Genomic DNA, 18593 nt, shown 5'->3' with positions numbered 1-18593 from the left:
GGCCCTCACACAGGGCATGCCTTTTGAACAAGCCCGATAACCTTGGGAATTCACTTTGAGATCCGTCCGCCTCCGCCTTCTTTTCCTTGCGCTGCTGCCTCTTAGCGTGCTGATGCCATTGCTTCTGGTGCTGGCAATGACCCGCTGGAATGCGGACTATGACGACATGCTGATTGCCAATGTCGACAGTGATCTGCGCATTGCGGAACAATATCTTGGACGTATTCTGACAAGCACTGGCACTGACATTCGCAGCATCGCGGAATCAAGCCTGTTCGGTGATGTCCTACGCGCCCCCAGCCGCGAAAGGCAGCGTTTCCTGAACCAACGCCGCATCGCATTGCAACTTGATTTTCTGTATTTTCTACCCCGTGATGTCCTGCCCACCGCACCCTCAAAATGGCCGGTGATTACCGCTGCCGCAGCTGGGACCCTCAGCTCACAAATCGATATTTTCACAGCCCAGGATCTGGCTGCACTGTCCCCCGAACTGCAGCAACGCGCCCGCATTCCGTTGATAGAGACCGAAGCCGCCGTCCCAACAACCCGCACCGTCGAAGACCGGGGCATGGTTGTTCACTCGGCCGCTCCGGTGACCGTATTGGGCCAGGAGGGCGTACTGGTTGGTGGTATCCTGCTGAACCGAAATCTTGATTTTATCGATACCATCAATGCGCTTGTCTACCTCAGCGACAGTGCCGGCAAAAGCCGACAGGGGACAGCCACCCTGTTTCTGGATGACACCCGCATTTCAACCAATGTCCGCCTGTTCGAAGAGGTCCGCGCGCTTGGCACCCGGGTGTCTGCCAGTGTTCGCGACCGGGTCTTAACCCAGGGACAAACCTGGCTGGATCGCGCCTTTGTGGTCAATGACTGGTATATATCCGGATACCTCCCCCTGACTGACAGCTTTGGCAAACGGGTTGGAATGCTCTATGTCGGCTTTCTCGAGGCGCCCTATCAAGCTGCCAAACGGGCGGCCTACTGGACCATTGTGGCGGTGTTCATTGGTGTAATTGCCATTTCCGCGCCGCTGTTTTTATGGCTGGCCAAGGGTATATTTTCCCCCCTGGAACAGATGACCCGAACCATGAAGCGAGTCGAGCGCGGTGACCTGGCCGCCCGGAACGGTGCCGTCGGCAGCCGCGATGAAATCGGCCAGGTGGCGGCTCATCTGGATACCCTGCTGAACCAGGTTCAGGACCGTGACCAGGCGCTGCGCGATTGGGCGGACGAGTTGAACACCCGTGTCGACAAACGCACTGCCGAATTGCGCACCGCAAACAGCAAACTCGAAGACACTTTTAGACAACTCGCGATGAGTGAGAAGCTGGCCTCCATCGGCGAAATCACCGCCGGGGTTGCGCATGAAATAAACAATCCGGTGGCGGTGATCCAGGGCAACGTCGATGTGATCCGCATGACCCTCGCCGGTCACACCGGCGAAATTGAAACGGAACTGAACCTGATCGACAACCAAGTACTGCGGATCGATGCCATCGTCGGCAAACTCTTGCAATTTGCCCGCCCAACCGAATTTGGCACCTTCGAGGAAAACGTCGACATTGCCCCCTTGGTCGAGGATTGCCTGGTTTTGGTCGATCACGTCTTGTCCAAACAAAGCATCACCATACACCGGGCCTTTGAACACAGTCCGCCCGTCGCTATCAACCCGGGCGAGTTGCAGCAAGTGGTCATAAATCTTGTCATGAATGCGGCTCAGGCCATGGACGGAGCAGGAGACTTGAGTCTACGCTTGGCTCCCATGACCCGCGATGACCAGCCAGGAACCCTACTTTCGGTCTGCGACACTGGTCCCGGCATCACGGATCAGGACATCACGGCTGTGTTCAACCCGTTTTTCACCACCAAACCCGGCGAAGGCACCGGCCTGGGACTTTCGATCTCCCAAACCCTCATCCAACGGGCCGGCGGGTTGATCTCGGTGCGCAACCGCGCTCAGACCGGCGCAGAGTTCAGCATTTGGCTACCTGCAACAGAGGGAGACCACTTAGCGTCCAATAGCACCCTGCCCCACCGGCGACCCAAACCGGCGATCCAAACTTCATCTGGCTAAAAATATCCCGGGGTGAATTGCCCGGAACGGGCAAGAGGGGCAGCGCCCCATCAACCAGGCATCGCTCAGCTCAAAACCCCCAAGAGGCGCATTTGCGATCAATGGTCTTACGAGACACACCAAGCCGACGCGACGCCTCAGCACGATTGCCATCGCAGGCGTCCAGAACATGCATAATATGACGCTGGGTCACCAAGTCCAACGTCTCGATAGCTGCTGTGCCAGTGATGGCACCCGTACCGGAAAACTCTTCGGGAATTTCGCCCAGGATAACCGAACGCTCTATCAGATTTCGCAGCTCTCGCACATTGCCGGGCCAATCGTAGCGACTGAATTTCAAAAGCGTCTCTTCATTCAACTCCAACGCCGGCATGCCCAGCCGGACAGAAAACTGTTCCATGAACAGGGCCGCCAATTCGACAATATCTTCGACCCTGTCACGCAGCGGCGGCATTGCAATCTCCACCACATTGATCCGATGGTACAAATCAGCGCGAAACCGCCCTTCGGCCACGGCCTGCTTCAGATCCGCATTGGTGGCAAACAGGAACCGCAAGTTCAAAGGAATGTCGCGTTCTGCCCCAACAGGACGGATGCGCTGATCCTCCAGCACCCGCAATAACGCCGCCTGCACCTGATCTGGCATCTGCGCCACTTCATCCAGAAACAAAGTGCCCCCATCGGCGTGCAAAAACAGCCCGTCCTTGCGACGGTCCTGCTCATCCACCAGTCCAAACAGCTCATGCGCAATTCGATCCGGCGCGATGGCAGCACAATTGACTGCAACAAACGGCTTGCCCGCACGCTCGGACTGCGCGTGCAGGGTACGCGCGGCGATTTCCTTGCCGGTGCCACTGGCACCGGTGAACAACACCGGCGTCGGCAGTGGTGCCAGCCGCGTCAGCATTTCACGCGCTTGACAAATTGCTGTCGATTTACCCAGCAACCGGCCCCGCGCCGCGGTGCCTTCGGAGGATAGCTCGTGTTTTAACAGATAGTTTTCACGCCGCAGATATTTGCGGTCCAGCGCCCGCGCCACCGAATTCAGGATCTGATTGGCACGAAACGGTTTCAACACAAAATCGGCAACGCCGATACGCAGGGCCTGAATGGCGGTTTCCAGATCAGCATAGGCAGTGACAAGGATCGTATCGGCAAACAACCCCACCCGGCGCTGTTCCTGCACCCACTGCAAACCCGTTTTACCCGGCATGATATTGTCCAGAATGATCAGATCAAAATGAGTCTGATCCAGAATTGCGCTGGCTTCCATCGCCGAGGCCGCCTGTTCGACCCGTTTACACCGCGGCATCAGGATCTTGGTCATGAAATTGCGCATCCCCGGCTCATCATCGATGACCAGGATCGAAGCGCCAGCGAGGTTCTCTCCATATTCGTCGGGCGCAGCGGTTTTTTGCATCACGTCTTTGCGTCCAGCCGTACGGAGGGGCCTGACCGCATTTCATCTGAGGCAAATCCAGCCTGCTGCAACAGCAGGTTGGCGCCAAGGGCAATCACCAGAATTGCAGCAAAGCCTGCCAACATGGATTTCATCGTTTCTTTTCTCCGACTTGGAAATATATGTGAACAACCAGACCCAACACACCCGATGAAGGGAGTGTATCAGGTCTGGTTCAATTAGACGAACAGCCAATCAACCACAGCAGATCACTCTGTCTTTGATCCTGAGCTTTGCCCTTGCTGCACCTCTTCCAACCATAGGCTGTGATGTTGTTTCGCCCAGGCCTCATCTACCTCACCGCTGCCCATGGCATCATAAGCGCCTTCCATGCCGACCGATCCAATGTAGATATGCGCTATGACAATTGCCATCAGCACAAAGGCCAGGATGGCGTGCCACAGTTGCGCCAATTGCATTTCTTCCTGCGGCGCCATGGTTTCTGACAACTCGCCAAGCCCCAGCAGGCTCGACAACCCAATATCATTTGCCAGTGCAAAGGTTTTTGCGAACATTGGCAGTTCATATGGGAACAGTAGCGAGACACCGGTGATTGAGATCGAAGTGCCAAACAAAACAACGGACCAAAAGATTACCTTTTGCCCAGCGTTGAACTTTTTGGCCGGCGGGTGCTTGCTGCCGACGATACCGCCAGCCTGACTGATCCAGACCAAATCGGTGCGATCCGGCAGGTTGTGCACGACCCACATCACAAAGATGATCACCAACCCGGCCATAAACGCCCAAGCGACGTTGTTATGCACCCATTTACCCAGTTCCAGAAACGTCGCGTTCACCTCTTTGCCCAGATACGGAGCAATAAGAACGCGGCCAAACAAAGTGATCAATCCGGTGATTCCCAGCAGGATGAACGAGCCACCCATCATCCAGTGGCCAAATCGCTCAAAGGCTTTGAACCGCGTCACCGTGCGGCCAGTCTTTTCGCCATCAATGGCTATTTTGCCCCTCAACAGATAAAACACAACCAGTGCTGCAATAGTTCCCAGTAACAGCCAGCCACCATATTGACGCAGCGGCCCACGCCGGAAATCAAGCCAGTGCATACCACCGTCCTGCATCAGAACCGTGGCAACATCACCACCTGCCGAGACCCGCACATCGGCCGTACCATAGCGCAGCGCGCGCCAGAACTCTGGGTCTGAAACGCCGCCCAGGGTGCCCAATTGCTGATCAGCGGCGGCAGCCTGATTGGGGTCCCCGACATTATCGCGCCTGAAGCTATCATCGACGACCTGGTTGGATTGGCGCGCCATAATATCGGCAAGAGTTTGGGCACCGCCAGTGGCAGTGCGGTCAGGTGCAGTTTGTGCCGTCGCAGGCAAAGCCAAGGTCAAACAAACCAAGAGCCAAAGAAGAACGCGCATCGGGTCCTCGACATTCTGTAAATTGAAAATCATCCGCTTTCCGAGCAGAAAACGGGCAGGAGTTTTTGAAACTCCGGCAAGTGTGGTGCCGGCGGCCATCACAGCCGCCGGCGCTTCTAAACTGGCTTACTCGCCCTTTTGGTCATAGGCAGTGCCCCAACCCCAGGCACCAGCACCAAAGCCGCGCGAAACGATCCGCTCACGATACACAGCAGAAACGACGTCGCCGTCACCTGCCAACAGCGCCTTGGTTGAACACATCTCGGCGCAGATCGGCAGTTTGCCTTCGGCGATCCGGTTGCGGCCGTACTTGGCGAACTCAGCGGTGGAATGGTTCTCTTCCGGGCCACCGGCACAGAATGTACATTTGTCCATCTTGCCACGGCTGCCGAAGTTGCCTGCCTGCGGATACTGCGGCGCACCAAACGGGCACGCGTAGAAACAGTACCCACAGCCGATGCACAGATCCTTGGAGTGCAGGACCACGCCATCGTCGGTCTGGTAGAAACAATCCACCGGGCAGACGGCCATACAGGGCGCATCAGAACAATGCATACAGGCGACCGAGATCGACCGTTCGCCGGGTTGCCCATCTTGGATGGTGACTACACGGCGACGGTTGATGCCCCAGGGCACCTCGTGCTCGTTCTTACAGGCGGTGACGCAGGCGTTGCATTCAATGCAGCGGTCGGCGTCGCAGAGGAACTTAGCTCTTGCCATCTTTCTTTCTCCTTATGCTGCGCTGATGCTGCAGAGAGTACATTTTGACTCCTGCATTTGCGTGACTGAGTCATAGCCATAGGTCTGCGCCGTATTTGAGCTTTCGCCCAACACATAGGGGTCAGCCCCATCGGGATATTTGTCCCGCAGGTCCTTGCCCTGGAAGTGCCCACCAAAGTGGAACGGCATAAAGGCTACGCCCTCGCCGACCCGCTCGGTCACCATTGCCATGACTTTCACCTTGCCGCCTTCGGGACTTTCGACCCAGACCTGAGCACCGTCACGCACGCCGATATTGTTGGCGTCCCGGGTGTTGATCTCGACGAACATGTCCTGCTGCAACTCGGCCAGCCATGGATTAGACCGGCTTTCATCGCCACCGCCCTCATATTCGACCAAGCGGCCAGAGGTGAGGATAATCGGGAAGTCCTTGGACACGTCTTTCTTCTGGATCGAGGCATACAAAGTCGGCAGACGGTACGCCTGACGGTCCTCATATGTTGGATAGTCTTCGACCAGATCACGACGGTTGGTGTAAAGCGGCTCGCGGTGAACAGGGACCGGATCCGGGAAAGTCCACACAACAGCACGGGCCTTGGCATTACCAAACGGAGCACACTCGTGCTTGATCGCAACCCGCTGGATGCCGCCAGAAAGGTCGGTTTTCCAGTTGGTCTTTGGACCTGCAACGGCATCAATGGATGCGCGTTCCTCGTCCGTGAGATCACTATCCCAACCCAGATCCATCAGCATCTGCATGGTGAATTCCGGATATCCGTCCTGGATCTCGGAATTCGCTGAATAGACACCGTCCGCCAGTAGGTTGTCACCGTCCCGTTCAACACCAAATCGGGCCCGGAAGGTCAGGCCACCCTCAGATACCGGCTTGGACATGTCATAGAGGTTCGGCGTTCCGGGATGACCCATCTCAGCCGTACCCCAGCATGGCCATGGCAAACCATAATAGTCCCCATCAGCCGGTCCACCAACAGCCCGCAAGGTGGTGCGGTCAAAGGTGTGCTGATTGGCCATGTGCAGTTTCATCCGCTCTGGGCTTTGCCCGGTATAGCCGATGGTCCACAAGCCACTGTTCAACTCACGGGTAACGCTCTCAACATTTGGCGTGTTTTCATCGTCCATTTCGATGTTGCGGAAGAAACGATCACCCCAACCAAATTTGTTCGCAAACAAGCCCATGATTTCATGGTCCGTTTTGCTCTCGAACATTGGATCAATGATCTTGTCGCGCCATTGAAGCGACCGGTTCGATGCGGTGACCGAGCCATAGGTCTCGTACTGCGTACAGGCTGGCAGCAAATAGCAGCCATCCGTCCGGTCATGCAAAACAGCCGAGACAGTGGGATACGGGTCAATCACGACCAGCATGTCCAGCTTCTCCATCGCGGTTTTCATTTCCGGACCACGGGTCTGCGAATTCGGCGCGTGACCCCAAAGAACCATCGCCCGAACATTGTTGGGCTGGTCGATGTTGTCCTTGTCCTCCAGAACCCCGTCAATCCAGCGACTGACCGGAATGCCTTTCAGGTTCTGCAGCGACTTATCTTTGCCATCAGCACCCTTCAGCATGTCGAACTGACTGGTCAGCCAGTCGGGATCTTCGTCCCAAACGCGGGCCCAATGTGCCCAGGCGCCTTTCGACAGCCCGTAGTAGCCCGGCAGAGTGTGGCTCAGCACACCCAAATCGGTGGCGCCCTGCACGTTGTCGTGGCCACGGAAAATATTGGTGCCGCCGCCGCTTGTGCCCATGTTGCCCAGCGCCAGCTGCAGGATGCAATAGGCGCGGGTGTTGTTGTTACCAGTGGTGTGCTGCGTACCACCCATACACCAGATCACGGTGCCGGGACGGTTGTTGGCCAATGTCTTGGCAACCCGGTGCAGCTGCGATCCGGGAACACCCGTGACCCGCTCAACCTCTTCAGGGTTCCACTTTTTGACCTCTTCCCTGATCTGGTCCATGCCCCAAACACGGGTGCGGATGAACTCTTTGTCCTCCCAACCATTTTCAAAGATGTGGTACAAAATACCCCAGACCAATGCGACATCGGTACCTGGACGCAAACGCACATATTCGTCAGCATGGGCCGCAGTCCGCGTGAAGCGTGGATCACAAACGATCAGTGGTGCGTTGTTTTGTTCCTTGGCTTTCAGAATGTGCAGCAGCGAGACGGGGTGTGCCTCGGCTGGATTGCCGCCAATAATGAAGATCGCCTTGGAGTTATGGATGTCGTTATAACTGTTGGTCATGGCGCCGTAGCCCCATGTGTTGGCGACGCCAGCAACAGTGGTCGAGTGACAGATCCGGGCCTGATGGTCGACGTTATTGGTGCCCCAATACGCGGCGAACTTGCGGAACAGATAGGCCTGTTCGTTGCTGTGTTTGGCCGAGCCGAGCCAGTAAACGCTGTCAGGTCCGCTTTCCTCGCGGATATCCATCATGCCGCCGCCGATCTCGTCGATCGCCTGTTCCCAACTGATCCGCTTCCATTCACCACCCTCTTTTTTCATCGGGTACTTCAGGCGGCGCTCGCCGTGGGCATGTTCGCGAACCGCGGCCCCTTTGGCGCAATGGGCGCCCAGGTTGAACGGGCTGTCCCAGCCGGGCTCTTGTCCAACCCAAACACCATTTTGGACTTCGGCAATCACGGTACACCCAACCGAACAGTGGGTGCAGACCGATTTCACGGTTTCAACTGCACTGGCAGCTGCCGATTGCGCATTGGCCTGGGTCACCGACCCGCCTGTAGCGGCGATAGCGGTCAGACCACCAATGGCCAGACCAGAACCGCGCAGAAACGCGCGACGGTCAACGGAACTATCCGCGACCTTGGAGAGGATACTTGTCCGCTGGGGGCGTCTCGCAACCCCGTTGGTCTTTTTCCTAAGCATTATAACCTCCCTTGCTACCCGTTAATTCGGGCTCGCTAGGTTAACAAAAATTCAGCAGGCGGTCGGGCGTCTCGCAACCAGTTGCCTGCAGTGAATAACGTCGCGCGGTGTTTAGAACCGCACGCTGTCAAGGTAAGCGCGGGTATGCGCCGTATCCTGCATCTTGTTCGATGACAGGTCGGGTTCTGCGGCTTCTGCCGTGCCCCCGGTGGTCGCAACAGCAACCGCAGCCAGCGGTGCCGTGGTTGCGGCCAGTTTTAGAAAGTCGCGGCGGCTGCTTGCCTCCTCGGTCTTTCTTGTCATGAGAAATCTCCCTCTCATTGGTGTGGACGGTGGCCCCGTCCGGCTGTGCAGGTCACTCTGCACTCATCCTGTTTCCTTCGGCCTCGATCTCCATGAAGACCCGGCCAACCGCGCCAACGGCGGCATAAAGAACCGAATTTTGCGCGGCCTCCAGATCCGAGAAGAAATGACCGCCCCAAGAGCCGATGTGTTTGTTAAAGAAAGTTTTCTGGTCTGTCAGACTGGCAGGTTCGCCAAAGCGGCCAACAATCAGCGCGCCCATCATCTCCATCAACGAGGCGATGTTGTCTTCGGGCTCATAGACGTTTTCAGCGCGGGTCATACCACGCACCGCCATGTCACGGCGCAGCGCCGCCAGTGGTTTTTCGTTCAAGAACCCAGTCAGATAATAACTGGCATAGGGCAGCAACTCGCCGCGTCCCAGACCAATGAAAAGCTTATTGAACTCGCTTTCCACTGCGGCCGGCTTGGACAAATGTGCCAGTTTGGCCAAGGCATTAATGGCAGTGCCCAACTCGCCTTCATCCCCGGTCAGTCCTGCGGTTTGCTCCAGTAGCATTTGATCCGGCGGGGTCGACAGCAATAGGCCCAGGAAATTATACAGATCCGCCCGCAGGCGATCTTCCTGCGTCACGGTAACCTGTGCGGTTTGGGCTGTCATTGGCATCTCCTGTGTCATGTCTTGGCCGTCGCGTCCTCGAACGCAAAACGCATCCGGCGCGGAGGGGTATAGGCGGGCATATCGTCCACATCGGATTGGTCCGGCACAAAGCCGGCATCCGCTGTCGCGAGGACATCAATGTGTTCTGGTTGTTCTGTGGGGATCTCTTCACCGGCGTCGGCCGCCGGAGCTTCGTCAAGCGCGTCCGCAGCGTCATCTGCGGTAAGGTCTACTGCTTCGGCCTCTTCTTCAGCAGCCTGGCGGGCCATCTCGTCCACATGCGCAGTCATACCTTTGCCGACTTGATAGGCAGTCTGAATGTTCTCAATTACACAAGAGGCATCGGTAAAATCCTCGCCGTAGTCGACCAAGCCGTCCACATTGGCCAGGACCGGATTGGTCAGCCAAAGCCGACGCAACGCACGGGTGCGGATGCGGGCGGGAATTGTCTCGGTCAGGAACACGGTGAAATCATCGCCTTCGCCCAGACTGTCCGGGTCGGGCAACTCCAGCTCGGCCAATAGCTCGGCGTCACTCTTGTCAGCCACTTCAGCGTCCCGCTGTTCTGCAAGCACTGCCAATTCGGCCTGCGCATCAGCGGCAAGCTCAGCCTCGACACCTGCCTTGCGGCGGGCCCAGAAATTGCCCCCGCTCATTGCAACCGTTCCTTTTTGGCCTTCACGGGCGAGCGGTAAACATCCGCCATCTGTGCAATCCGCGCATCGCCTATGCCGTCCTCGACCGCACCAATGTCCGTCTTGTCGCGGCGCCGTTTCTTGAAACGCTCTTCGTGATAGTGCTTTTGCGCAAAGTCCCGCACCCAGGCGATCAGCCCATCCGGCATCGGTACCTTCTCAACGATCTCTTCGCTGCTGTCCGCGTAATCCTGCGCCTCATAGGGCGAGGCAGTGACCAGGGTCACGTCAAGCGGATGCTCCCCCTCGTCGCTGTCACGCAGCACCACATAGACACAGGGAACTTCGGTGCTTAGCCCATGCAGATAGGCCTCGGCATCAGAGCCGTGCAGTTCAAGCGGCAGCGTCGCGGCGTGATAATCGCTAACCCCTGCATCGCTTTGCAACATTTGCCAGCTGGCATCGCCCGCTCCGGGCAAAACGGCAATCGCCTTCCAGGACCATTTGGCCCACCGGGTCACACCCGGCATGCGGCGCAGAACGATGCCCATCGGCATGACGTCGAATTTATCTGGATTGTGGATCACCCGTCGACGGCCCCGTTGAACTGAATTTCACTGTCAGGTTGCAGCAATCGAACCCTGTTTCCAAAGCTGGAAATTCAAGTTTTCCGGGAATTCGTCAGATCGGGACAAATTGGGTCGCCCGTTTTACTGTAGCGTAACGCCCCGGTCGTTTTGTCTATTTCGACTAAATCACTCAACAAATTGAAACCCGCCCGCAAATGCGAATCATCCCCAATGATTCGGCCATTCCCAGCCGATGGCTTGACCGTAAAACAGGTTTACGAGGGTACCGAATCGTGGCTAGTTTGAAGCCCGAACAGGGGTAAAACCGCCTCTTTCGCCAGCCTGTTTGCAAGCGAGGATTATATGGCTAAGCAACTGATTATATGTGATTGTTCAGGGTCACAACAGATTGACGCCACGGGTCTTTCGCAGGCCACGGGGATCAGCTGCTCAAAGCTGCACAGCGCACTTTGCACCACCGAGATCGAGGCAGCAGCCAAGGCCATTGCCGGGGGTGAGGCAACAATTTGTTGCACCCAAGAGCAGAGCCTTTTTGAGGAGCTGGCCGGTGAAATCGGCGCCCCAATGCCCCCCTGTCTGGACCTGCGGGACCGGGCTGGATGGACCAGTGATACAGGTCAAACACTACCCAAAATGTCCGCACTGATTGCCGAGGCCGGTCTTTCTGTCCCCGCAGCCAAAAGTTTGGATGTGGTCTCTGAAGGCCTGTGCCTGATCCTGGGACCCGCTGACGTTGCACTGTCTGCCGCAGAGAAACTTCAGGACATACTGGCCGTCACCGTTCTTCTGAACGACGAAACATCGCCGCCAATGACCCGGGCGTTTGAGACCGTGCGCGGAGACCTGAAACGGGCCTCGGGGGCGTTGGGCCAATTCGAAGTGACCCTTGACGCTTTTCAACAACTGGACCCGACTGGCCGACAGTGGAGCTGGAGCGCGCCACGTGATGGTGGCCAATCAAACTGCGACATCATTCTGGATCTGACCGGCGATGTCCCCCTGTTCCCGGCGCCAGAAAAACGCGAGGGCTATTTGCGGGCCGATCCAAAACATGCACCATCAGTCGCCGACGCAGTGCTGCAAGCCTCGCAACTGGTTGGAACATTTGAAAAACCACTGTTTATTCGCAACGAACCCCTGCTGTGCGCCCACTCGCGTGCAGGGCAGACGGGCTGCACCAATTGCCTGGACATCTGCCCCACCAGCGCCATCAGCCCCAATGGCGATCATGTCACAATTGACCCGATGATCTGTGCTGGCTGCGGCTCGTGCTCGTCGCTGTGCCCTTCTGGTGCGCTGACTTATGATGCCCCACCCACCGACAGCCTGATGCGCCGCATTCAGACGCTCGCCTCGACCTTTTTGACTGCAGGTGGCGCTGCGCCCCGGTTGCTGGTGGTGAATGACCATGGCGGCAAAATGATCAGCTATGCCGCACGCTTTGGTCGCGGGCTGCCCGCGGATGTTGTGCCGCTGGAGCTTGAGGCCCTGAATACCTTTGGCCATGCCGAAATCCTGGCGGCCCTTGCGGCGGGGTTTGCCTGGGTGGATATCCTGATGGCTCCCGGTGCTGAACAGGACGTACTGGACCGCGAATTGGCACTGGCCAATGCGATTGGTGGCGAGAAATCCGCACTGCTGGACCACTCTGATCCTGACGCCCTCAGTGATGCATTGTTTGGCGCGTTGGTTCCGGCTTCGCTGACGACACCAGTGCGCCCCATGGGCACTCGCCGCCAGATTACCCGTCAGGCAGCCAAGGCCCTGGCACCCGAAGGTCAGGTGCTGCCCCTGCCCGCAGACGTGCCATATGGAGCAGTCTTGGTCGATACCAGCGCCTGCAGCCTGTGCCTGTCCTGTGTCTCGCTGTGCCCCACCGGCGCCTTAGGAGACAACCCAGATTTGCCGCAGCTTCGGTTCCAAGAGGACGCCTGCCTGCAGTGCGGTCTCTGTGCCAATATCTGCCCTGAGGACGCAATCACCTATGAACCACGTTTGAACCTGGCTGACAGCGCCCTGTCACAGACCGTGTTGCATGAGGAAGAGCCATGCGCCTGCATCGAATGCGGTGCCCTATTCGGGGTGAAATCCACCGTCGACAAGATCATCGAGAAACTGGCCGGCAAACATGCCATGTTCCAGAATCCCCAGGCCGCGCGCATGATCCAGATGTGTGACAATTGCCGCGTCAATGCCCAACACCACCAGGTAAACTCGCCCTTTCAAGGCGGCGACCGACCAAAGGTGCGCACCACCGACGACTACCTCAGCAAGCGTCGCGATCACTGATGTTGCAATGGTGCGCCCAAATCAGCTGGCTCCAACCCGGCGACATAGGCAAGGATGGCCTCCAGCTGATCCAGTGTTATCTCGATGGGCACAATCGGCGGTGGCCGGTTTTGGGCAAAGGGCGCAGTCACCCCTTCGACCTGGGTAAAGGACGGATGCGGGTTGAGCACGTAAAAGGCCTGAAACCGGTCAGCCCAATTGCCCAGTGTCCGCAACACGAAAAAAGACGGTGTCGAACCGATGGCATTCATTCGCTCGGTCTGGGTCACAACATGGCAGCGTCCACACATCTGCCGCGACACTGCCCTTCCCTCGACTGCGTCTCCGGTAAACTGCAGATCAGCCACAACCGCGCCTGTATCCTGCGGCAGGGTAAACATCTGTACCTCATCCGGCGCATAGCTGGTGATGGTGCGTTGACCGACCTCGGAATCCAACCATTTGGTAAACCGCTGAACACCCGGATGCTGCGGCGCCAGAACCAACAGGTGCCAGGTCACATCCGACCCGGTGAAAACTGGCGTCCCATCAGGTCCAAGCGCAATGTCATGCATCTGGCCTGCAGACACAATCTGGACCCGCACCTGGGTCTTCAACGAGAACCGCGGCAGCAGATGTTTTAGAAAACCACTCTCGACCAGCTCAGCCGGTGCTGCCAATCGCACCAGCCTGTCATCCGCCCGTGCAATCGGGGCAAAACTCAGGCAGACATAAATTAGAACAATCAGACGGGTCATGCGAAACGGTAAAAACCCCAAGCCCTTTCGTCAAGCACCCCCACATCCCAAGGAGTAAGGCCCAAGTGTCTCTCACCCGTGAAACCGTCCTCGCCGCACTGAAAACCATCACTGATCCGATCAGCGGCACCGACATCGTCAGCGCTGGCGTCATGCGCGCCCTTACCGTCGAGGGGGCCGAAGTGCGTTTTGTCCTCGAAATTGATCCAGCCCAGGCCGATGCCTATAGCCCCGTGCGTGATGCCGCTGAACAGGTCGTCACAGTGCTTGCAGGCGTCGACAAGGTATCAGCTTTGCTAACCGGACATGCCGCCAAAACACCGCCGCCGGATCTGAAACCCTCCAAGCCAGCCCAGCCTGCGGGGCCACAAAAGATCCCCGGCGTCGATCGCATCATTGCGGTGGCCTCGGGCAAGGGCGGCGTTGGGAAATCCACCGTCTCGGCCAATCTGGCCTGCGCACTGGCCGCGCAGGGTCGTCGCGTCGGATTGCTGGATGCAGATGTCTACGGACCATCGCAACCCCGCATGCTGGGCATCTCGGGACGCCCGGCCAGTCCCGATGGCAAAACCATTCTGCCCATGCGCAACCACGGCGTCACCATGATGTCCATGGGGCTTATGACCAACGAAGATCAGGCCGTTGTCTGGCGGGGTCCGATGTTGATGGGGGCGCTGCAGCAGATGATGATGCAGGTGCAATGGGGCGCTCTGGATGTGCTTATCGTTGACCTGCCGCCGGGAACCGGTGACGTACAAATGACACTGGCGCAAAAGGCCGAAGTCGACGGCGCAATAGTGGTATCCACACCCCAGGACATCGCCTTGATTGACGCCCGTAAAGGCATCGACATGTTCAATCAGCTGCATGTGCCGATCCTCGGTATGATTGAAAACATGTCTACTCACATCTGTTCTAACTGTGGCCACGAAGAGCATCTCTTTGGCCACGGTGGCGTCGCCGCCGAGGCCGCCAAGCTCAACGTGCCGCTGCTGGCAGAAGTACCGCTTCACCTGGATATTCGACTGACGTCGGACGGTGGGGCGCCGATTGTGGTCAGCAAGCCCGACAGCCCGCAAGCGCAGGTGTTCCAGGACATCGCCCAGACATTGATTGAACGGGGCGCCGCATGAGCGAGGTCTCCTTTCCTCCATTATTGTCCGGCCACGCCGTCACTGGTCCCGAAGACCCGTTTGATACGGCCTGCAAAAAGGCAATCATCGGCTGCGATGCTGGGCTAGTCACCTACAATCTGGCCCCCGACAGCCTCCGAGCCGCACTGGTCTTCGCCCCCGAGGTCCCCCTGCGCCAGGCCATGGCAATGCTGCCCACCTGCGGCGTGGGTCTGCAGAACGCCCTTGGCGCGCTGGCCCCGCCCGAAGTGGCAGTGCATCTGGAATGGCAAGGGCAAATACGCGTCAACGGCGCACGCTGCGGCGGCCTTCGCTGCGCCGCCAGCAGCACCGACCCTGACACCATCCCCGACTGGCTGGTCGTCGGTCTGAACATTCCGCTCTGGCCCGCCTCACAGGACAGTGGCGATACCCCCGATGAGACCGCGCTCTATGCCGAAGGCTGCTCAGATGTCGAGGCCCCGGCGCTGCTGGAAAGCTGGGCCCGCCACAGTCTTCACTGGATCACCCGCTGGGAAGACGGCGACACCAAAGCCCTGCATACAGAATGGCGCGGTATTGCCCACGGCACCGGAGAAGACACAAGGCAAGCCGGGCTGTCCGGTACATTTCTGGGTATAGACGAAAACTTTGGCATGCTTTTGCGTGCTGGGGACACCACTCACCTGATCCCTCTTACGTCCCTACTGGAGACCCCCTAATGCAGCTCGCCCGTGCCATCCACCTTGATGAAAGTGACCAACGAGTCTTTGCCAGCCCGGCCCGTACCGGTGAATGGTGCATCTCGGGCGGCTTTGAATTTTCCAACTGGGGCGAGGCTGACCTGGTCGGCAAACCGCGCCAGGCATTTGCCAATGGCTGGATGGGCCTAGAGACTGCAGGCCGGGCGACTTTTGTCGCGGTCACCCAGATCGAACCGGACGAGATCGCCCGCCTGACCGATATGCTGGCCCAGCATTTTGTGGACGTGTACGGCGCACCAGACCGTGACGCAGCCCGGCCCGTCGCTGCCGAGGAACTGACCCAGATGCAGGCCCTCTGCGCCGATCACCCCACCAATACGCTCCTGACCCTCGCCCGCGAGCTCACCTCATCCGGTGTCAAAGAAAGCTACCGGATCATAGAGCCACCAGAGGCCGACCTGACCCAATTCGCCATTCACGCCGATATGAACTCCTGATGGATCCTTCATCTGGCTCCAAATATCCCGGGGGTATGGGGGCAGAGCCCCCGTAAAAAACCTATCCGGTCTCTCAATCTCGCCCGGCATTGAACACAAACAGCGTCTCTCCGCTGATCTGGTATCCGTCAATAAGCGCCTTGGCGCGATCCGACACCAACCAGGCCTCCAGTGTCTCTGCCAGGGCCTGTTTCACATGGGCATGTTTTTCAGGGTTCACCGGGATGAAGGCATACTGATTGAACAGAACCGGATCGCCAGCAAACAACAGTGCCAGATCTGCTTTGTTGCCAAAATTCAGCCAACTGGCCCGGTCCGCCATGATATAAGCATTCAACCCCGAAGCCGTGTTCAGCGCCGCCCCCATTCCAGCCCCAACAGAGGTATACCAACCGCCAAACCCTTCAGCGTCCAGACCGGCTGAGGACCAAAGGCTAAGCTCTTTCTTATGGGTCCCACTGTTGTCGCCACGGCTTACAAATACGGCCTTGGCCTCGGCAATCTTTTGCAAGGCTTCGGCTGCACTGCCCGCTGCCCCAACGCCTGCGGCGTCCGCCTTGGGGCCAATAAAGACAAAGTCATTGTACATGATTTCACGCCGGTGCGTCCCGTGACCAGCCGCCAGAAACGCCTCTTCCGCTGCTTTTGAGTGGACCAGAATTGCATCCACATCACCAGCTTCGCCCAGTTTTAGCGCCTGCCCTGTTCCCACCACCAGTAGCTGAACCTCAAGGCCCAGATCATCCTGAATAGCAGGCAACAACACATCCGACAGACCCGAGTTGTGGAACGAGGTGGTCACGGCCATCTTGATCTCTTGCGCGACGGAAGACGTGGCTAGCAGGACGGCAGCAGCCGTCGCAAACAAATTCAATTTCATTCGACAATATCCCCTCTCAGGAACGCGCGGCCCTGTTTGGTCTCGGGTTCGGCAAAGAAGACCTCTGCCGGTGAAAATTCCTGTATCGTACCATGCAGGACAAAAATGACCTCATCCGCCAATCGCTGCGCCTGCCCCATATTATGGGTCGACATGATCAGCCGGGTGCCATTCGCCGCGGCCCGGATCAGGATTTCTTCAATTTCGCGCGTGGCGCGGCCATCCAACGAGGCACAGGGCTCGTCCAGGAACAGCACTGCCGGATCGCGGATCAGGGCGCGCGCCAGGGCCAGCTTTTGCCGCTCCCCGCCGGACAGCAATGTGGCCTGTTGTTTCAGAGCGTGTCCCAGACCCACCTGCTCGGCCCAATTCTGCGCGCGCTGTCTGGCCTCGGCTTTTGCAACGCCAATCAGGTGCAGTGGATAGGCAATATTTTCAAGAACCGAGCGCCGCATCATCACCGGTGACTGGAACACAAACCCCTGCCGTTTCTGCGCCTCATCCGTTGAGCAGGCCCAATTCAGACTACCGCCATTCAGTCGGACAATTCCGTGCAACATCTTCAGCAACGTGGTTTTTCCGGCGCCGTTGGGACCAATCACCATGGTGACACCCTGCCCCTGCAGGATCAGATCAATGGGCCCGGCCAGCACCTTGCCTTTGCGGCGCACGATGGCCTGCTTTGCCTGAAGCGGGAACAATTGCATCACCAACGCCCCTCGCTCTCGGTGTGGCTCAGCCGGTGGATCAACAAGTTGACCGTAACCGCAAGGCCGATCAGCACAAAGCCAAGCGCCAAAGCCAAGGCAAATTCACCTTTGCCGGTTTCCAAGGCAATCGCCGTTGTCAGAACCCGTGTTGCATGGTCGATATTGCCACCCACGATCATAATCGCCCCAACCTCGCCAATGGCACGACCAAACCCCGCCAGCGCCGCGGTCAGCAGCGCCCTGCGTCCATCCCATAACAGCGCCTGAATGCGCTGAAATTGCGTGGTGTTCAAAGAGATCAGCAGGTCGTGATAATCGCCCCACAATTCCCGAAGCGATTGATGGGCAATCGAAGCAATCAACGGCACAATGATAATCACCTGGGCAATAATCATTGCACTTGGTGTAAACAGCAGCCCAAAAACCCCAAATGGCCCCGAGCGGGACAAAAAGACATAGACCACCAGACCAACGACAACCGGCGGCAGGCCCATCAATGCGTTCAGCACGGCAATTGTCGGGCGGCGCAACCTAAACCGGCGCACGACCAGCAGCGCCGCAAAGGGCAGCGCGATTGCCGAGGCAATCAGCAAAGCAGTGAACGTTACCTGCAGCGACCGCAGACTGATCTCTACCAGATCAGCATCCAAAGTCGCCAGTAGCCAAAAAGCCTGTGTCAATCCGCCCCACAAGTCAGACATAGAATATAGATCTCTCCTGCAGGGCCATGGTTTTCGACACCGTAGCACGGGTGTTGCCAGATCCAAATCACAGCTGCAGACCTAGAAATAGGCAAAAACGACCGGCGGTCCCGAAAAGGACAGATTGTCCGTCAAAAAATGTCCGTGAACAGGCAGCGGGTCACATTGTTCCCAGATCAAATAGCCAGCTGGTGCTCAAACTTCTCAGCCTTTCACCCAGCAGGCG

18 protein-coding genes are annotated in these 18593 nt (G+C 57.9%); 5 read left to right on the top strand and 13 right to left on the bottom strand.

All coding sequences use genetic code 11. From position 1 onward, the window contains the following. Window positions 1-112: 112 nt before the first annotated feature. Entirely contained in the window at window positions 113-2077 is a 1965-nt protein-coding gene (locus tag EBB79_RS03785) for a sensor histidine kinase (RefSeq protein ID WP_238704988.1), read from the top strand. Between the two features lie 70 nt (window positions 2078-2147). Here the strand turns inward: EBB79_RS03785 and EBB79_RS03780 are convergent, their stop codons facing one another. The 9 genes from EBB79_RS03780 to EBB79_RS03745 all read right to left on the bottom strand — a co-directional run bounded on the left by EBB79_RS03780 (window position 2148) and on the right by EBB79_RS03745 (window position 10704). Further along, entirely contained in the window at window positions 2148-3497 is a 1350-nt protein-coding gene (locus EBB79_RS03780) for a sigma-54-dependent transcriptional regulator (RefSeq protein WP_127750866.1), read from the bottom strand. Then, window positions 3497-3631: a hypothetical protein gene (locus EBB79_RS25220; RefSeq protein WP_274594836.1), complete on the bottom strand. Its 135-nt coding sequence runs from the start codon at window positions 3629-3631 to the stop codon at window positions 3497-3499. The genes EBB79_RS03780 and EBB79_RS25220 overlap by 1 nt, the downstream gene beginning before the upstream one ends. A 114-nt stretch (window positions 3632-3745) precedes the next feature. Beyond that, a complete protein-coding gene (locus tag EBB79_RS03775; protein WP_127750865.1) occupies window positions 3746-4921 on the bottom strand; it encodes a formate dehydrogenase subunit gamma in 1176 nt (391 codons plus the stop codon). Between the two features lie 126 nt (window positions 4922-5047). Further along, window positions 5048-5641 (bottom strand): formate dehydrogenase FDH3 subunit beta, encoded by a 594-nt coding sequence (fdh3B, locus tag EBB79_RS03770; protein ID WP_127747653.1) that lies wholly within the window; start codon window positions 5639-5641, stop codon window positions 5048-5050. Window positions 5642-5653: 12 nt separating this feature from the next. Beyond that, window positions 5654-8548, bottom strand: coding sequence for a formate dehydrogenase subunit alpha (locus tag EBB79_RS03765; RefSeq protein ID WP_127747652.1), 2895 nt, complete (start codon window positions 8546-8548; stop codon window positions 5654-5656). Between the two features lie 111 nt (window positions 8549-8659). Further along, complete coding sequence (locus tag EBB79_RS03760) at window positions 8660-8851, bottom strand: twin-arginine translocation signal domain-containing protein (protein ID WP_127747651.1); 192 nt, start codon at window positions 8849-8851, stop codon at window positions 8660-8662. A 52-nt stretch (window positions 8852-8903) separates the two neighbouring features. Then, window positions 8904-9512: a TorD/DmsD family molecular chaperone gene (locus EBB79_RS03755; RefSeq protein WP_177627768.1), complete on the bottom strand. Its 609-nt coding sequence runs from the start codon at window positions 9510-9512 to the stop codon at window positions 8904-8906. A gap of 14 nt (window positions 9513-9526) precedes the next feature. Then, on the bottom strand, window positions 9527-10168 hold the full coding sequence (locus EBB79_RS03750) for a DUF3306 domain-containing protein (RefSeq protein ID WP_127747649.1): 642 nt from the start codon (window positions 10166-10168) through the stop codon (window positions 9527-9529). Beyond that, window positions 10165-10704, bottom strand: a complete 540-nt coding sequence (locus EBB79_RS03745) for a DUF3305 domain-containing protein (RefSeq protein WP_127750864.1) — start codon at window positions 10702-10704, stop codon at window positions 10165-10167. Before EBB79_RS03745 ends, EBB79_RS03750 begins: the two co-directional genes overlap by 4 nt. A 375-nt stretch (window positions 10705-11079) precedes the next feature. Between EBB79_RS03745 and EBB79_RS03740 the strand changes: the two genes are divergently transcribed. Then, window positions 11080-13026, top strand: coding sequence for a 4Fe-4S binding protein (locus EBB79_RS03740; protein ID WP_127747648.1), 1947 nt, complete (start codon window positions 11080-11082; stop codon window positions 13024-13026). Here the strand turns inward: EBB79_RS03740 and EBB79_RS03735 are convergent. Next, entirely contained in the window at window positions 13020-13763 is a 744-nt protein-coding gene (locus EBB79_RS03735) for a hypothetical protein (protein WP_127747647.1), read from the bottom strand. The genes EBB79_RS03740 and EBB79_RS03735 overlap by 7 nt on opposite strands. Before the next feature lie 65 nt (window positions 13764-13828). On the opposite strand from EBB79_RS03735, the gene EBB79_RS03730 reads away from it, so the two are divergent. From EBB79_RS03730 to EBB79_RS03720, 3 genes are read left to right on the top strand one after another with little or no spacing between them, the layout of a single operon-like run. Then, window positions 13829-14896, top strand: coding sequence for an Mrp/NBP35 family ATP-binding protein (locus EBB79_RS03730; protein WP_127747646.1), 1068 nt, complete (start codon window positions 13829-13831; stop codon window positions 14894-14896). Continuing rightward, a complete protein-coding gene (locus tag EBB79_RS03725) occupies window positions 14893-15597 on the top strand; it encodes a biotin/lipoate--protein ligase family protein (protein ID WP_127747645.1) in 705 nt (234 codons plus the stop codon). The genes EBB79_RS03730 and EBB79_RS03725 overlap by 4 nt, the downstream gene beginning before the upstream one ends. Beyond that, window positions 15597-16076, top strand: coding sequence for a DUF6505 family protein (locus EBB79_RS03720; RefSeq protein WP_127747644.1), 480 nt, complete (start codon window positions 15597-15599; stop codon window positions 16074-16076). The genes EBB79_RS03725 and EBB79_RS03720 overlap by 1 nt, the downstream gene beginning before the upstream one ends. A 73-nt stretch (window positions 16077-16149) precedes the next feature. Here EBB79_RS03720 and EBB79_RS03715 read toward each other — a convergent pair whose 3' ends face one another. Genes EBB79_RS03715 through EBB79_RS03705 form a run of 3 tightly spaced genes read right to left on the bottom strand, consistent with a single transcriptional unit; the run spans window position 16150 to window position 18367 of the window. Continuing rightward, on the bottom strand, window positions 16150-16956 hold the full coding sequence (locus EBB79_RS03715) for an ABC transporter substrate-binding protein (RefSeq protein ID WP_127747643.1): 807 nt from the start codon (window positions 16954-16956) through the stop codon (window positions 16150-16152). Beyond that, window positions 16953-17663, bottom strand: a complete 711-nt coding sequence (locus tag EBB79_RS03710) for an ATP-binding cassette domain-containing protein (RefSeq protein WP_127747642.1) — start codon at window positions 17661-17663, stop codon at window positions 16953-16955. Before EBB79_RS03710 ends, EBB79_RS03715 begins: the two co-directional genes overlap by 4 nt. Further along, window positions 17663-18367: an ABC transporter permease gene (locus EBB79_RS03705; RefSeq protein ID WP_127747641.1), complete on the bottom strand. Its 705-nt coding sequence runs from the start codon at window positions 18365-18367 to the stop codon at window positions 17663-17665. Before EBB79_RS03705 ends, EBB79_RS03710 begins: the two co-directional genes overlap by 1 nt. Window positions 18368-18593 lie beyond the last annotated feature (226 nt).

The sequence above is a fragment of the Parasedimentitalea marina genome (assembly GCF_004006175.1).
Classification (GTDB): domain Bacteria; phylum Pseudomonadota; class Alphaproteobacteria; order Rhodobacterales; family Rhodobacteraceae; genus Parasedimentitalea; species Parasedimentitalea marina.
This window is presented reverse-complemented; position numbering and strand designations above follow the sequence as displayed.

Bases quoted from the DNA above. Each gene is read 5' to 3' on its own strand.
- EBB79_RS03785 (WP_238704988.1), top strand. From the start codon at position 113: ATGCCATTGCTTCTGGTGCTGGCAATGACCCGCTGGAATGCGGACTAT.
- EBB79_RS03780 (WP_127750866.1), bottom strand. From the start codon at position 3,497: ATGCAAAAAACCGCTGCGCCCGACGAATATGGAGAGAACCTCGCTGGC.
- EBB79_RS25220 (WP_274594836.1), bottom strand. From the start codon at position 3,631: ATGAAATCCATGTTGGCAGGCTTTGCTGCAATTCTGGTGATTGCCCTT.
- EBB79_RS03775 (WP_127750865.1), bottom strand. From the start codon at position 4,921: ATGCGCGTTCTTCTTTGGCTCTTGGTTTGTTTGACCTTGGCTTTGCCT.
- fdh3B (WP_127747653.1), bottom strand. From the start codon at position 5,641: ATGGCAAGAGCTAAGTTCCTCTGCGACGCCGACCGCTGCATTGAATGC.
- EBB79_RS03765 (WP_127747652.1), bottom strand. From the start codon at position 8,548: ATGCTTAGGAAAAAGACCAACGGGGTTGCGAGACGCCCCCAGCGGACA.
- EBB79_RS03760 (WP_127747651.1), bottom strand. From the start codon at position 8,851: ATGACAAGAAAGACCGAGGAGGCAAGCAGCCGCCGCGACTTTCTAAAA.
- EBB79_RS03755 (WP_177627768.1), bottom strand. From the start codon at position 9,512: ATGACAGCCCAAACCGCACAGGTTACCGTGACGCAGGAAGATCGCCTG.
- EBB79_RS03750 (WP_127747649.1), bottom strand. From the start codon at position 10,168: ATGAGCGGGGGCAATTTCTGGGCCCGCCGCAAGGCAGGTGTCGAGGCT.
- EBB79_RS03745 (WP_127750864.1), bottom strand. From the start codon at position 10,704: ATGCCGATGGGCATCGTTCTGCGCCGCATGCCGGGTGTGACCCGGTGG.
- EBB79_RS03740 (WP_127747648.1), top strand. From the start codon at position 11,080: ATGGCTAAGCAACTGATTATATGTGATTGTTCAGGGTCACAACAGATT.
- EBB79_RS03735 (WP_127747647.1), bottom strand. From the start codon at position 13,763: ATGACCCGTCTGATTGTTCTAATTTATGTCTGCCTGAGTTTTGCCCCG.
- EBB79_RS03725 (WP_127747645.1), top strand. From the start codon at position 14,893: ATGAGCGAGGTCTCCTTTCCTCCATTATTGTCCGGCCACGCCGTCACT.
- EBB79_RS03720 (WP_127747644.1), top strand. From the start codon at position 15,597: ATGCAGCTCGCCCGTGCCATCCACCTTGATGAAAGTGACCAACGAGTC.
- EBB79_RS03715 (WP_127747643.1), bottom strand. From the start codon at position 16,956: ATGAAATTGAATTTGTTTGCGACGGCTGCTGCCGTCCTGCTAGCCACG.
- EBB79_RS03710 (WP_127747642.1), bottom strand. From the start codon at position 17,663: ATGCAATTGTTCCCGCTTCAGGCAAAGCAGGCCATCGTGCGCCGCAAA.
- EBB79_RS03705 (WP_127747641.1), bottom strand. From the start codon at position 18,367: ATGTCTGACTTGTGGGGCGGATTGACACAGGCTTTTTGGCTACTGGCG.